Source organism: Streptomyces prunicolor, assembly GCF_045162825.1.
Lineage (GTDB): Bacteria > Actinomycetota > Actinomycetes > Streptomycetales > Streptomycetaceae > Streptomyces > Streptomyces prunicolor.
In genome coordinates this window covers 10,133,596-10,146,857 of record NZ_CP108676.1, presented here as the reverse complement: position 1 = coordinate 10,146,857, position 13,262 = coordinate 10,133,596, and the positions used below count along the sequence as shown (strand labels likewise).

The window sequence follows — 13,262 nt, the reverse complement described above, 5'->3', positions numbered from 1 at the left end:
CACGGCAAAAGCGCGCGACCATACCGACCTGCCGATATACATCCGCATACGTCCGCGCAGGCACCCGTGCGGCGGTTGATCAGGTCGCCTACCGGTCGAGTGCGACCTCGGCCCACACCTGTTTGCCGCCGCTCACCGGCACCGTGCCCCAGGCCGCCGACATGGCCTCGACGAGGAGGATGCCGCGGCCGCCGGTGGCCTCCCAGCCGATGCTGGTCGGTTTGACGGGCGTGCGCGGCGAGGAGTCCGCGACGGCGACGCGGAACCGCCGGTTGACGAGGGTGAGGTCGAGACGGACCGGTCCGTCGGTGTGCACCAGGGCGTTGGTGACCAGCTCGGAGACGACGAGCAGGATGGTGTCGGTCTCCTCGGTGACGCCCCAGGTGCGCAGGGTGCGCTTGGTGAAGCGGCGGGCGTGCCGGGCCGCCTCGGGGACGCGCCACACCGTCCAGTTCTCCCGGCGAGGACGGGTGGCCAGGCCGTCGTAGCGCATGAGGAGCAGGGCTACGTCGTCCTCGCGGCGGGCGTTGCCCAGCAGGGCGTCGGCGACGAGGCCGAGGTGGGCGGGGTCGGAGACGGCGAGGCCGTGGGCGAGCCGGTCGAGGCCCTCGTCGATGTCGGCCTCCTTGGACTCCACGAGGCCGTCGGTGGTGAGGGCGATGACCGTGCCGGGCTGGAGCCGCAGCGGGCTCATCGGGAAGTCGGCCTGCGTGACGACACCGAGCGGTGGTCCGCCGTCCGCGGACGGGATCTCGGTACTGCCGTCCGGGTGCCGCAGGACAGGCGGGAGGTGACCGGCCCGCACGTACCAGGCGAAGCCCTCCTCCAGGTCGACGTCGACGTAGCAGCAGGTGGCGAAGAGGTCGGTCTCCAGGTCGATGAGGAGGCGGTTGGCGTGCGAGACGACCACGTCGGGCGGGTGTCCCTCGACGGCGTAGGCGCGCAGCGCGGTGCGCATCTGGCTCATGAGGGTGGCGGCGCCCGCGTTGTGGCCCTGGACGTCGCCGATGACGAGGGCGACGTGGTTGTCGGGCAGCGGGATCACGTCGTACCAGTCGCCGCCGACCTCAAGCCCGGCGGTGGTCGGCAGATAGCGGGCGACGGCGATCGCGCCGGGCAGGTCGGGCAGGCGGCGCGGCAGCAGCTGGCGCTGGAGCATGCCGACGAGTTCGTGCTCGGCGTCGAAGGCGTGGGCGCGCATCAGGGCCTGTCCCGCGAGACCGGCGGAGGCGGTGAGCAGGGCGCGTTCGTCGGGGCCGAAGACGTGCGGGGCGTCCCAGCCGATGAGGCAGGCACCGGACACCCGGCCACCGGCGGACAGCGGCAGGACGGCGAGGCCGCCCGGTCCGACCTCGGCGAGGGCCGGTTCCAGGTCGGTGCCCGCGGGCCAGATCGCGGCGCGGCCCTCGCGCAGGGCGGCGGCGAGGGTGGGCATCGTGCGGACGGGTGCGTCGGGCCATTCGCTGCGCCACTCCAGGCGCCACAGCTCGGGCCAGGCCTCCGGTTCGGGCGGGTCGAGGACGGTGACGACGAGCCGGTCGCCCTCCAGTTCGGCGAGGGCGATCCGGTCGGCGCGCAGCGGTTTGCGCAGGGCGGCGACCACGGCCTGGCTGACGTCACGGACCGTGCCGGCCATGGCGAGCGCGGCGGCGAGGCGCTGGACGCGGGCCACGTCGTTGACGCCGGAGCGCAGCTGGGAGGCGGCACCGACAGTGCCGACGAGGCGGGCGGGGCGGCCGTCGCCCCCGGGCAGGAGTCGGCCGCGCAGCCGCAGCCACTTCGGTGTCCCCGAGGGCTGCAACACCCGGAACTCCAACTCCCGGTCGCCGATGGCCATGTGGTCGGCCTCGACGACGGACATCAGTGAGGGCAGGTCCTCCGGCACGGTCAGCCCCAGCAGGGTCTCCACCTTGCCGTCGAAGTCGCCGGGGCCGAGCCCGAACAGATCCAGGACATCGCCGCCGACCTCGACCCGCCCGGTGTCCATGGCCAGGTCGAACGCGCCCGCGGCCACATCCTCGCCCGCCACCGACTCGGCCGGTACCGGGATCGCGACCGCCTCGGCGATCAGCACGAGGCACGCGCGGTCCTCGGCGCCGAAGCCGTCCGGGCGTTCGCTCACCGCGAGCAGACAGCCGCCGCCCCGGTCGCCGCGCACGGGCAGCGCCGCCAGATGGAACTCCCCCGACGGAAGCCGACGCGCGTCGCAGCCCGCGGCCAGTTCCGCGGGGCCGAACCACACCGCGTGCCCGGTCCTGCGTACCTCGGCGACCGGTGATCCGCCGGACGCCGGATAGCCGTCCCGCAGCCCGTACAGCGTGCGCGGCACCCCGACCGACTCGACCAGGCACAGGAAGTCGGTGTCGTCGCCGGGTGTGTACACCCCGGCGAAGCTCGTACCGGCGAAGACGAGGGCCTGTTCGAGGACGCGGCGCAGCCGTTCGCGGGAGCCGAGATCGATCGTGAGCGTCTTGAGGGCAAGTTCGGCACGCAGCGTTCGCGCTCCGCGTCCCTCAGTGCCCTCACTGACCACGTCCGCAATTACAGCGCTTATGCGCCGGCTGCGCAGCCCCTGTGACCGTTCCGTGGAGATGAGGGGTCCGGATGGTCCCCTCCGCCGGGGCCGTCGCTCGCCGTGCGCGTCGGGCTCCCAGGGTGGAGCCTGATCACTGGGACCAGGACCGTACGGCCGGGCGAGGAGGTGGTCGGCGTGTCCGAAGCGCAGGCGTCCCGGCGGACACCGGTCGGGCGGCCGACGCTGTCTCTCGCGCTGGCCGCGATGATGGACGGCGTCCACGCGCACTCGGGTGCGGTGTATCTGCTGACGCCCGACGAACCGGTGCTGGAGATGGCGGTCATGGCCGGGCTGCCCCGCGCCTTCGCGGCGCCCTGGGAGCGGGTCGGGCTGAGCGCGCCGATCCCGGTGGCCGAGGCGGTGCGCGAGCGGCGGCTGATCTGGGTCGGCGGCGAGGAGGACATGGCGCGCCGCTATCCGCGCATCGCGGTCGTGCTGCCGTACCCCTTCGCGCTGGCGGCCGTGCCCGTGGCCACGGCTTCCACGGTGTACGGCTCGGTCTTCGTGACCTGGCCCGGTTCGCATCCGCCGGTCCTCTCGGACCGGGACCGCGAGCAGCTGACCACCGCCTGCGACCGGCTCGCCCTGCGGCTGGAACGGGCCGTCGAGGAGCGGCAGCCGTTGCGCGCGGAGCACGATCTGCTCGCCACCGGGCCCGCGTCGAGCGTGGCCGGGACGCTGGGCACGGTGGAGGCGGCGCGGATGGTGGCCCGGCTGCCGTACGGGCTGTGTTCGCTGGATCTGCACGGGCGGGTCGGCTTCGCGAACGCGGCGGCCGGGGAGCTGCTCGGCAGGTCGGTGAGCAGCCTGCTGGGCACCCAGTTGTGGGCGGCGGTGCCCTGGCTCAACGACCCGGTGTACGAGGACCGTTACCGGGCCGCGCTGCTCAGTCAGCAGGTCACGTCGTTCGTGGCGCTGCGGCCGCCGGGCGAGTGGCTGTCGTTCCGGCTGTATCCGAACACGACCGGGCTGAGCGTACGGATCAGCCGCGCGCGGGCGGTGACGGAGCTGAGCCGGGCGGCACCGGAGCCGGGCGAGGGGCCGTCGCGCCTGGTGACCATCTCGCAGGTGCTGAGTCTGGCCGGGGCGCTCACCGAGGCGGTCGGGGTGGAGGACGTGGTGCAGCTGATCGCGGACGAGGTCGCCCCGGCGGTGGGCAGTCAGGCGCTGGTGCTCCTCGGTTCGCAGGGCGGGCGGCTGCATGTGCTGGGACACCGCGGCTATCCGGACCCGCGGGTCGTGGAGCGCTTCGACGGGATGGCGCTGGACGGGTCGACGCCGGGGACGGCCGCCCTGAACAGCGGTGTGCCCGCGTTCTTCGACTCCCGGCGGGACCTGGAACGGCTGTATCCGAGCCGGCACGCGACGCCCGACGGCTTCGCGGCCTGGGCGTATCTCCCGCTGATCGCGTCCGGACGCCCGGTCGGCACCTGTGTGCTGGCCTACGGCGAGCCGCATGTCTTCCCCGCGGACGAGCGGGCCGTGCTGACGAGCCTGGGCGGGCTGATCGCGCAGGCCCTGGAGCGTGCGCTGCTCTACGACGCGAAGAACCAGCTCGCGCACGGCTTGCAGGAGGCGCTGCTGCCGCACTCGCTGCCGCCGCTGCCGGGCATCGAGGCCGCCGCCCGCTATCTGCCCGCCACCCAGGGCATGGAGATCGGCGGCGACTTCTACGACCTGGTGACGTCCGAGGGCCTGGCGGCGGTGATCGGTGACGTACAGGGGCACAACGTGACCGCGGCCGGGCTGATGGGGCAGATCCGGACCGCCGTCCGCGCGTACACGACCGTCGGTCAGGCGCCGGAGGAGGTCATGCGCAGCACCAACCGGCTGCTGATCGACCTCGGTTCCGAACTCTTCGCGAGCTGTCTGTATCTACGGCTCGATCCCGCGCGCGGTACGGCCGTGATGGCGCGGGCCGGGCATCCGCCGCCGTTGCTGCGCCGGCCGGACGGGCGGGTACGGGTGCTGGACCTGGCGGGCGGACCGCTGCTGGGCATCGACGCCGACGCCGTGTACCCGACGACCGAGGTCGATCTCGCGCCCGGTTCCGTCCTCGCCCTCTATACCGACGGGCTCATCGAATCACCCGGCGTGGACATCGAGGACGCCCTGGCGGAACTGGGCCAACGCCTCGCAGCGGCAGGGGACTTGCCGCTGGAGGAGATCGCCGACGAACTGGTGCGGCACAGTGCCGCGGCCCAGGAGCGGATCGACGACGTGGCGCTGCTTCTGCTGCGGGCCCGGGAGCCGGGACCGGATCAACTGCCGTGAAAGCAGGGCGGTCCGGCCCTCCCGCCGGAGGGCCGGACCGATCCACCGCCGACCTTGTGGAAGGGGTCGGATCAGTGGTTCGAGGTCAGCGAGGAGCCGTCGTCGGCCCCGTTGCCGCTCTGGTCCTCACCGGTACCGGTGCCGGTGCCGTCGGTCGCGGACGGGTCGACAGCGCCGGACTGGTCACCGGTGCCGTCGGTCGCGTTCGGGTCCACGACGCCGGACTCGTCGCCCGTGCCATCGGTGGCCGACGGGTCGGCGGCGGTCGCCGACGGGTCCGCCGTGGCGGTGTCGTCGCCCGCACCCGCGCCTGCGCCGGCGTCACCGAGGGTGGCCCCGGTCGCCGTCAGCGCGGCGGTGACCGGCTGGAAGAAGGTCTCGCCGCCGGCGGTGCAGTCGCCGCTGCCGCCGGAGGTGAGGCCGACCGCGCCACCGTCCTGGGTGAAGAGCGAACCGCCGCTGTCACCCGCCTCGGCGCAGACGTCCGTCTGGATGAGGCCGTTGACGGTGTCGACACCGTTGGGGTCGGTCTCGCTCTGGAAGTTGACCGTCGCGTCGAGGCCGGTGACCGTGCCGTCGTGCAGGCCGGTGGTGGAGCCCATCCGGAAGACCTGGGTGCCGACCGTGGCGTCCTCGGCCTGGGTGATCTGGACGGTCTGGCCGTTGCCGACGTTGACGTCGCTCGTGGTCTGCGTCGCCGGGTCGTCGTACTTCACGAGGGAGAAGTCGCTGACGGGGAACGTGGCCTGGTCGACCGTGGCGATCGGAGCGCCGTCCTGCGAGTCGGACCACTGCTTCGCCGCGACGCCGCAGTGTCCGGCGGTCAGGAAGGCGGGGGTGCCGTCGCTCGCGGTGACGTTGAAGCCCAGCGAGCAGCGCACGCCGCCCTGGTCGGTCTGGGCGAAGATGGCGTCGCCGCCCGAGACCAGCGTCTTGAAGGAGCCGCCGGTCTTCTTGACGGTGGCCATGTCGGTGCCGAGGCTCTTGACCGTCGAGAGCACGGTGTCCCACTTGGTGCCCGTGACGGTGCTGTCGGCGAGGACCTGGATCTTGTTGGTCTTCGGGTCGACCGACCAGGCGGTACCGGGGACGGTCGCCTTGGTCTTCAACACCTGGGCGGCGGCGGTGAGTTCGGCGGTGCTGTTCTGCACCTCGCGCACCTTGGCGCCGGCCTTCTCCGCCTGCACGACCACGTTGTTGTTGTCGCCCGAGATCACGTTGACGACGAGCTGCTGGGTGGCGCTGTCGTAGTAGGACCCGGCGAAGGCGTCACCCAGCAGTCCGGCGAGCTGCGAGGAGAGGTCGGAGGCGCCCGTCGCCTTGAGGGTCTTGGGGGTGGCGGCGCCTGCCGAATTGTCCTGGGACGCGTTGGCGTTCGGGAGCAGGATCGCCGCCGCTCCGAGGGCCGCGACACCGCCAACCGCTATCGCTGCCTTGCGCTTCGGAATTCGCTTGTGACTCAAACTGCTCGACCTCCTGGGGACCGGGGTCTGTGCCGCCGGGGCGGCGGCTTATGGGGGGCGCCTGGATGCCCGTTGATACGCACGTGTCACGTGGGGCGTTCAATTCCGTTTCCCAACTTCCTTTGCGAAACCGGGAATCGGCCATGTGCAAGCCCTGACCTGGCAGGGGTACGAAGGGGCTGCGGGCCAGTGCCGACGGCGTTCTGGCCCGGGTCCGTCCGGCGCGCGGCGAAGGGGCGGATGTCTTGATCGAATCGGTGCCGCTCAAACCTGCCCGTGCGGATGGGCAGTTCACACACTCCCGGTCCCCTCTCGATCCACACCCGGATCGACACGGACCGCGACCGGTCGACAACGGTCCGTCGAGAACAGTCGACGGAATCCTCGCTTCAGGGAATCTGCACAGCGCGCACCCAACGAAGTCACCGGTCTCCACGGATCTGCACATGCACACGCCCCCGGGAACGTCTTTGGTGGGGAGTGCCCGATTCCGCTTCGGCGCCGCAAGCCCTCCCGCGGAGTGATGCCGCGCGGTGTGTGAAGAAGTCGCCGACACCTCGTGCCCACGCCTGCACGGTTCGTGGCTCCTGGGGCTCAAGTGCCCTGGTGGGACCGGAGTTTGATTGGCTGCGTCCGCCCGCAGCGTGCTTTGATCCATCGCACCGCAGGAGCCGAACGGGCTCCGGAAACGGCGCCCGGCGCCTGCGGTCGCGGCCGTCGTCTGTCCCCAGAGGGGGCCGCTCCCCCCTTGTGAATATCCATATGAAGGGAAGTTCCCCCATGAACTCCACCCCCCAGGTTGAGACCGTCGAGATCTCCGACGCCGAGCTCGACAACGTCTCCGGTGGTCTGTCCGTGAACGCCCTTGGCACCGTCACCAACCTGGTCGACGGCGTTGTCCCGGTCTCCGGCCTGGTCGACTCGGTCATCGGCACGGTCGAGGGCACCACCGGCCTGAACGTGGCCCCGGTCACGGGCCTGGTCGCCGGTCTCTGACCGCACCTTGCTTAACCGAATCCCGGAGCCGTTTCCCGGCTCCGGGATTTCGGGTGCCGTAAAAGATCTCTCCCACAGGTGAGGGAAGTCCCGTGCAGTTCCGCCAACAGGCCCTCGCCAAGCTCCAGTCGCCCGAAGAGCTCGATCTTCCGGTGCGCTTCGCGCGTCCGCAGGGCTGGCTCGTGCTCTCCGTGACGGTGCTCGTCGTGGCCGCCGCGTCCGTGTGGGCGGTGACCGGATCGGTGGCGTCGACCGTCAGCGCGTCCGCCATCCTCACGCACGGGGAGGGCAGTTACATCCTGCAGAGCCCTGTGGCCGGGCAGGTCACCGCCGTCCTCGCGGAGGAAGGCGAACGGCTCCCCGCCAACTCGCCCGTCCTCAAGGTCCGTTCGAGCTCCGGCGACTCCGTCGTGCGTACGGTCGCCGCGGGCCGCATCACCGCGCTCGCCGCCACCATCGGCCAGATCATCCAGACCGGCGCGAACGTCGCCGCCGTGGAGAAGGTCGCGCACGCCACCGACCCGCTGTACGCGACGGTGTACGTGCCCGCCGAGAACGCGGCTTCCATTCCCGCGAACGCCGCCGTCGACCTGACCGTCTCCTCGGTACCGACGCAGACGTACGGCGTGCTGCGCGGCCATGTGAAGGCGGTGGACCGGTCCGCCGAGTCGGCGCAGCAGATCTCCGCGTTCCTCGGGGACAGCCAACTGGGCGAGCAGTTCACCAAGAAGGGCAGGCCGGTGGCCGTGCTGGTGAAGCTCGACAAGTCGAAGGGGACGAAGAGCGGCCTCAAGTGGTCGTCCCAGGACGGACCCCCCTTCGCCCTCACCTCCATGACCATGGCCTCGGCCTCGATCCGGCTGGCCGATCAGCGCCCCCTCGATTGGCTGCTGCCATGAGCCCCGCACAGGACACCCGTTCACGACGCCGCTCCGCGCCACCGAAACGCCCGGTCCCCAAAGGCCGCGTGAAGACGGTCCGTTCACCCACCGTCCTCCAGATGGAGGCCGTCGAGTGCGGCGCCGCCTCCCTCGCGATGGTCCTCGGCTTCTACGGCCGCCACATCCCGCTGGAGGAACTGCGCATCGCCTGCGGTGTCTCCCGCGACGGCTCCCGCGCCAGCAACCTCCTCAAAGCGGCGCGCAGTTACGGCCTGACAGCCAAGGGCATGCAGATGGACACGGCCGCCCTCGCCGAAGTGCGGTCCCCCGCGGTCCTGTTCTGGGAGTTCAACCACTACGTCGTCTACGACGGCATGGGGCGCCGCTTCGGCCGGCGCGGGGTGTTCATCAACGACCCCGGTAAAGGCCGCCGGTTCGTGCCCATGGAGGACTTCGACGCCAGTTTCACCGGTGTCGTCCTGGTCATGGAGCCGGGCGACGGGTTCGAGAAGGGCGGGCGCAAGCCGGGCGTCCTCGGCGCGATGCCGGCCCGGTTGCGCGGCACCGCGGGCACGATGCCCGCCGCCGTGCTCGCGAGTCTGCTGTTGGTGCTCGTCGGTGCGGCGATGCCCGCGCTCAGCCGGACCTACATCGACATGTTCCTGATAGGCGGTCAGACGTCCCTGCTGGGCGTCCTGTTCACGTCGATGGGCGCCTGCGTGCTGCTCACCCTGGCGCTGACCTGGCTGCAACAGGCGAACCTGCTGCACGGCCGCATCATCTCCTCCACACTCTCCAGCGCCCGCTTCCTGCGCCATCTGCTGCGGCTGCCGGTGACGTTCTTCTCCCAGCGCAGCCCGGCCGACCTGGTGCAGCGCCTCCAGTCGAACGACGCCGTCGCCGAGACCCTGGCCCGCGACCTCTCGGCGGCGGGCGTGGACGCGGTGGTCGTGGTGCTCTACGCGTTCCTCCTCTATACGTACGACCCCCAACTCACCTACCTGGGCATAGGCGTTGCCCTGCTGAACGTGGTGGCGATGCGGGTCGTCATCCGGCTGCGGGCGACCCGTACCGCGAAGCTGCGCGCCGACAGCGCCCGGCTCACCAACACGGCATACACCGGGCTCCAGTTGATCGAGACGATGAAGGCGACCGGCGGTGAGGACGGCTACTTCCGCAAGTGGGCCGGACAGCACGCCACCACCCTGGAGGAACAGCAGCGGCTCGGTGTGCCGAGCGCCTGGCTGGGTGTGGTCGCGCCGACGCTCGCCTCGCTCAACAGCGCGCTGATCCTGTGGATCGGCGGCATGCGAGCCGTGGAGGGCGGCATCTCGGTCGGTCTGCTGGTCGCCTTCCAGGCACTCGTCACCCGCTTCACCGCGCCGATCACCCGGCTCAACGGTGTCGCGGGCCGCATCCAGGACTTCGCGGCCGACGTGGCCCGCCTCAAGGACGTCGAGAACTTCCAGGCCGATCCCCTCTACTCCCGTGCGGGCGGTGCCGATTCGACCCGCCGACTGCAAGGACATGTCGAGCTGGAGAACATCACCTTCGGCTACAGCCCGCTCGACAAGCCGCTGCTCACCGGTTTCGACCTGACGGTCGGCCCGGGTCAGCAGGTGGCGCTGGTCGGGGGCTCCGGCAGCGGCAAGTCCACGGTCTCCAGGCTGATTTCGGGTCTCTACACGCCCTGGGAGGGCGTGATCCGCATCGACAACCACCGGCTGGAGGACATCCCGCGCGGCGCGCTCGCCGCCTCCGTCTCCTTCGTCGACCAGGACGTGTTCCTCTTCGAGGGCTCGGTCCGCGACAACGTGGCGCTGTGGGACCCGTCGATCCCGGACGAGGCCGTGACGGACGCGCTGCGCGACGCGGCCCTGTACGACGTGGTCATGCGGCGGCCCGGCGGCATCCACAGCCGGGTCGAGCAGGACGGCCGTAACTTCTCCGGTGGTCAGCGTCAACGTCTGGAGATCGCAAGGGCGTTGGTGCGCCGCCCCAGCATCCTGGTGCTGGACGAGGTGACGAGCGCCCTGGACGCGGAGACCGAGCTGGTCGTGATGGACAACCTGCGCAAGCGCGGCTGCGCCTGCGTGGTGATCGCGCACCGGCTCAGCACGGTGCGGGACAGCGACGAGATCGTCGTCCTCGAACACGGCACGATCGTGGAACGCGGGCGGCACGACGCCCTGGTGGCGGCCGGCGGCGCGTACGCCACGCTGGTCAAGGAGCGGTGAGATGACGTCCGTCCACGAGGGCGACCTGGTGCTCGGCGCGCTGGGAAACCTGGGCACGCCGATCGACTGCGCCGGATCCAACCGCCTCGACCTCGAAGGCCCGCAGGTGCTGTGGCTGGTCGCGTCGGGCGCCATCGACCTGTTCGCGGTGGACGCCGTGCAGCAGGGCCACTGGCACCACCTCGGCCGGCTGGAGGCGGGCTCGCTGCTGCTCGGCCCGGTCACCGGGCCCCAACACACGCTGGTGGCACGTCCGTTGCGGGACTGCGTGGTGCACCGCATCAACCTGCGCGAGCTGTACCAGGCCGCGGACACCCAGACCTGGTCGTACGACGAGTACGGCAACCCCCAGTACGTGCCGCCGACTTCGAGTCCGCTCGAATACGCCCTCGCCCTCGGCGTCGGCCGCGGACTCTCCATCCTCTTCCAGGCGCCGATGGCCTCCGAACGGGCCGCCGTGCTCACCGACGACGACGTCTTCTGGATGCAAGTCCCGCCGGGCAGCGTGCAGTACGGCTCGATGTACGGCGCGGAGGCGGCGGCCGATCTGCTGATGGACCCGGGTGTCTGGCAGGGCATGGTCGACCAGCAGTACCGGCTGCTGTCCACGCTGGACAAGTGGATCGAGCAGCTGGAGCGCACCCACGAGACCCGAACAGCCGCCGGGATCAAGGCCGGTGAGGCCGTGCGCGCGCAGGCCGACCGGACGCTGCTGGCGTCGATCGGCAAGTCCTCGGCCCGGCGGTCGACGGCCGCCGACGCCGACGCGTCGTACGCGGCCTGCAAGGTGGTCGCCGAGGCGGCGGGGATCACCCTCGCCGAACCCTCCCAGAGCGGCAGCGAGAGCGACCGCCTCGACCCGGTCGAGCGAATAGCCCTCGCTTCACGGGTCCGGGTGCGTGCCGTACGGCTCTACGGGCGCTGGTGGCGTGACAATGTCGGCCCGTTGGTGGGCCATCGGGCGCTGTCCGGGGCGCCGGTCGCACTGCTCTGGCGGCGCGGCGGCTACGTCGCCGTCCATCCGGCGACCGGCCGCGAGACACCGATCGAGAAGGCGAACGCGGAGGAGTTCGAGCCGCGCGCGGTGATGTTCTACCGCCCGCTGCCCGAGCGACGTCTGAGTCCGTTCAGGCTGTTGCGCTTCAGCATGCAGGGCACGGGCAGCGACCTGACGAACCTCCTCATCAGCGGGCTGGTGACGGTCGCCATCGGGGCGTTGGTGCCGATCGCGACGGGCAAGGTGCTGGGCGAGTTCGTGCCGAAGGCGCAGACGAACCTGATCGTCCAGGTCTGTCTGGCCGTGATGATCACCAGCGTGGTGGCCGCGGCCTTCATGCTGCTGGAGAACCTCACCATCCTCCGCCTGGAGGGCCGGATCGAGGCCACCCTCCAACCAGCGGTCTGGGACCGGCTGTTGAGGCTGCCGACGAAGTTCTTCACCGAACGCTCGACGGGCGAGTTGGCGAGCGCGGCGATGGGCATCAGCTCGATCCGCCGTCTGCTGGCGGGAGTTGGCCCGGTCGTCGCCCAGTCGGTGACGGTCGGCGCGATGAACCTGGGGCTGCTGTTCTGGTACAGCCCCTCGATGGCGCTCGCGGCGATCGGCATGCTCGTGGTGATCGCGGCCGTGTTCCTGAGCCTCGGCCTGTGGCAGGTGCGCTGGCAGCGCAAGCTGGTCGTGCTCAGCAACAAGCTGAACAACCAGGCGTTCCAAACTCTGCGCGGGCTACCGAAGTTGAGAGTGGCGGCGGCCGAGAACTACGCCTACGCGGCCTGGGCGGCCGAGTTCGCGCACAGCCGTGAGTTGCAGCAGAAGGTCGGCCGGATCAAGAACCTCACCACGGTGATGGGCGCGGTGTATCTGCCGGTCTGCACCCTGTTGATGTTCATGATCCTCGCGGGCCCGGCGCGCGGCTCGATGTCGGCGGCCTCCTTCCTCAGCTTCAACACCTCGGTGACGATGCTGCTGACCTCCGTGACCAGCCTGACCGGCGCCTTCGTCTCCGCCGTGTCCGCACTCCCCCTCTTCGAGGAGATCAGGCCGGTCCTGGACGCGGCCCCGGAGGTCCGCACCGCGAGCACCCGCCCCGGCCGGCTGTCCGGCGCGATCGAGGCCCGCCGGGTCTCCTTCCGCTACGCCGACGACGGCCCCCTCGTCCTCGACGACGTGTCGTTCGGTGTCCGCGCGGGCGAGTTCGTGGCGATCGTCGGCCCCAGCGGCTGCGGCAAGTCCACCCTGCTGCGCCTCCTCATCGGCTTCGACAAACCGGTCTCCGGCAGCGTCCTCTACGACGGCCAGGACCTCGGCGCCCTCGACCAGTCGGCGGTACGACGGCAGTGCGGGGTGGTGCTCCAGCACGCGCAGCCGTTCACCGGTTCCATCCTGGACGTCATCTGCGGCACCGAGCCGTTCACGCCGGAGGAGGCGATGGCGGCGGCCGAGATGGCTGGGCTCGCCGAGGACATCAAGCGGATGCCGATGGGCCTGCACACCATTGTCTCCGGCAGCGGCGCGGTGTCCGGCGGCCAGCGTCAACGCCTCATGATCGCGCAGGCGTTGATCCGCCGACCGCGCATCCTCTTCTTCGACGAGGCGACCAGCGCCCTGGACAACGAGACCCAGCGCACGGTGATCGAGAGCACCAAGGCGCTCAACGCCACCCGGATCGTCATCGCGCACCGCTTGTCGACCGTGCTCGATGCGGACCGTGTCATCGTCATGGAGGACGGCAAGGTCGCCCAACAGGGGCCGCCCGCACAGCTGTTGGCGGACACGGGCGGGCGGCTGCACGAACTGGTACGGCGACAGATGGCGTGACGGGTCGACTGGGCCGGG

7 protein-coding genes are annotated in these 13,262 nt (G+C 71.0%); 5 read left to right on the top strand and 2 right to left on the bottom strand.

What is annotated here, in order from left to right; all coding sequences use genetic code 11:
* Window positions 1–88 precede the first annotated feature (88 nt).
* Complete coding sequence (locus OG588_RS45860) at window positions 89–2,533, bottom strand: SpoIIE family protein phosphatase (protein WP_405952459.1); 2,445 nt, start codon at window positions 2,531–2,533, stop codon at window positions 89–91.
* Between the two features lie 168 nt (window positions 2,534–2,701).
* Here OG588_RS45860 and OG588_RS45855 point away from each other — a divergent pair, with 168 nt between their 5' ends.
* Window positions 2,702–4,849, top strand: coding sequence for a SpoIIE family protein phosphatase (locus OG588_RS45855; RefSeq protein WP_405952458.1), 2,148 nt, complete (start codon window positions 2,702–2,704; stop codon window positions 4,847–4,849).
* A gap of 71 nt (window positions 4,850–4,920) precedes the next feature.
* Here OG588_RS45855 and OG588_RS45850 read toward each other — a convergent pair whose 3' ends face one another.
* Entirely contained in the window at window positions 4,921–6,312 is a 1,392-nt protein-coding gene (locus OG588_RS45850) for a S1 family peptidase (RefSeq protein ID WP_405952457.1), read from the bottom strand.
* A 780-nt stretch (window positions 6,313–7,092) separates the two neighbouring features.
* On the opposite strand from OG588_RS45850, the gene OG588_RS45845 reads away from it, so the two are divergent.
* From OG588_RS45845 to OG588_RS45830, 4 genes are all read left to right on the top strand, one after another.
* On the top strand, window positions 7,093–7,308 hold the full coding sequence (locus OG588_RS45845) for a type A2 lantipeptide (protein WP_405952456.1): 216 nt from the start codon (window positions 7,093–7,095) through the stop codon (window positions 7,306–7,308).
* A gap of 92 nt (window positions 7,309–7,400) precedes the next feature.
* The gene (locus OG588_RS45840; protein WP_405952455.1) at window positions 7,401–8,207 is read left to right on the top strand and encodes an HlyD family efflux transporter periplasmic adaptor subunit; all 807 of its coding nucleotides are present in this window, start codon (window positions 7,401–7,403) and stop codon (window positions 8,205–8,207) included.
* Window positions 8,204–10,426: an NHLP family bacteriocin export ABC transporter peptidase/permease/ATPase subunit gene (locus tag OG588_RS45835; protein ID WP_405952454.1), complete on the top strand. Its 2,223-nt coding sequence runs from the start codon at window positions 8,204–8,206 to the stop codon at window positions 10,424–10,426. The genes OG588_RS45840 and OG588_RS45835 overlap by 4 nt, the downstream gene beginning before the upstream one ends.
* 1 nt (window position 10,427) lies before the next feature.
* Complete coding sequence (locus OG588_RS45830) at window positions 10,428–13,244, top strand: NHLP bacteriocin export ABC transporter permease/ATPase subunit (protein WP_405952453.1); 2,817 nt, start codon at window positions 10,428–10,430, stop codon at window positions 13,242–13,244.
* Window positions 13,245–13,262 lie beyond the last annotated feature (18 nt).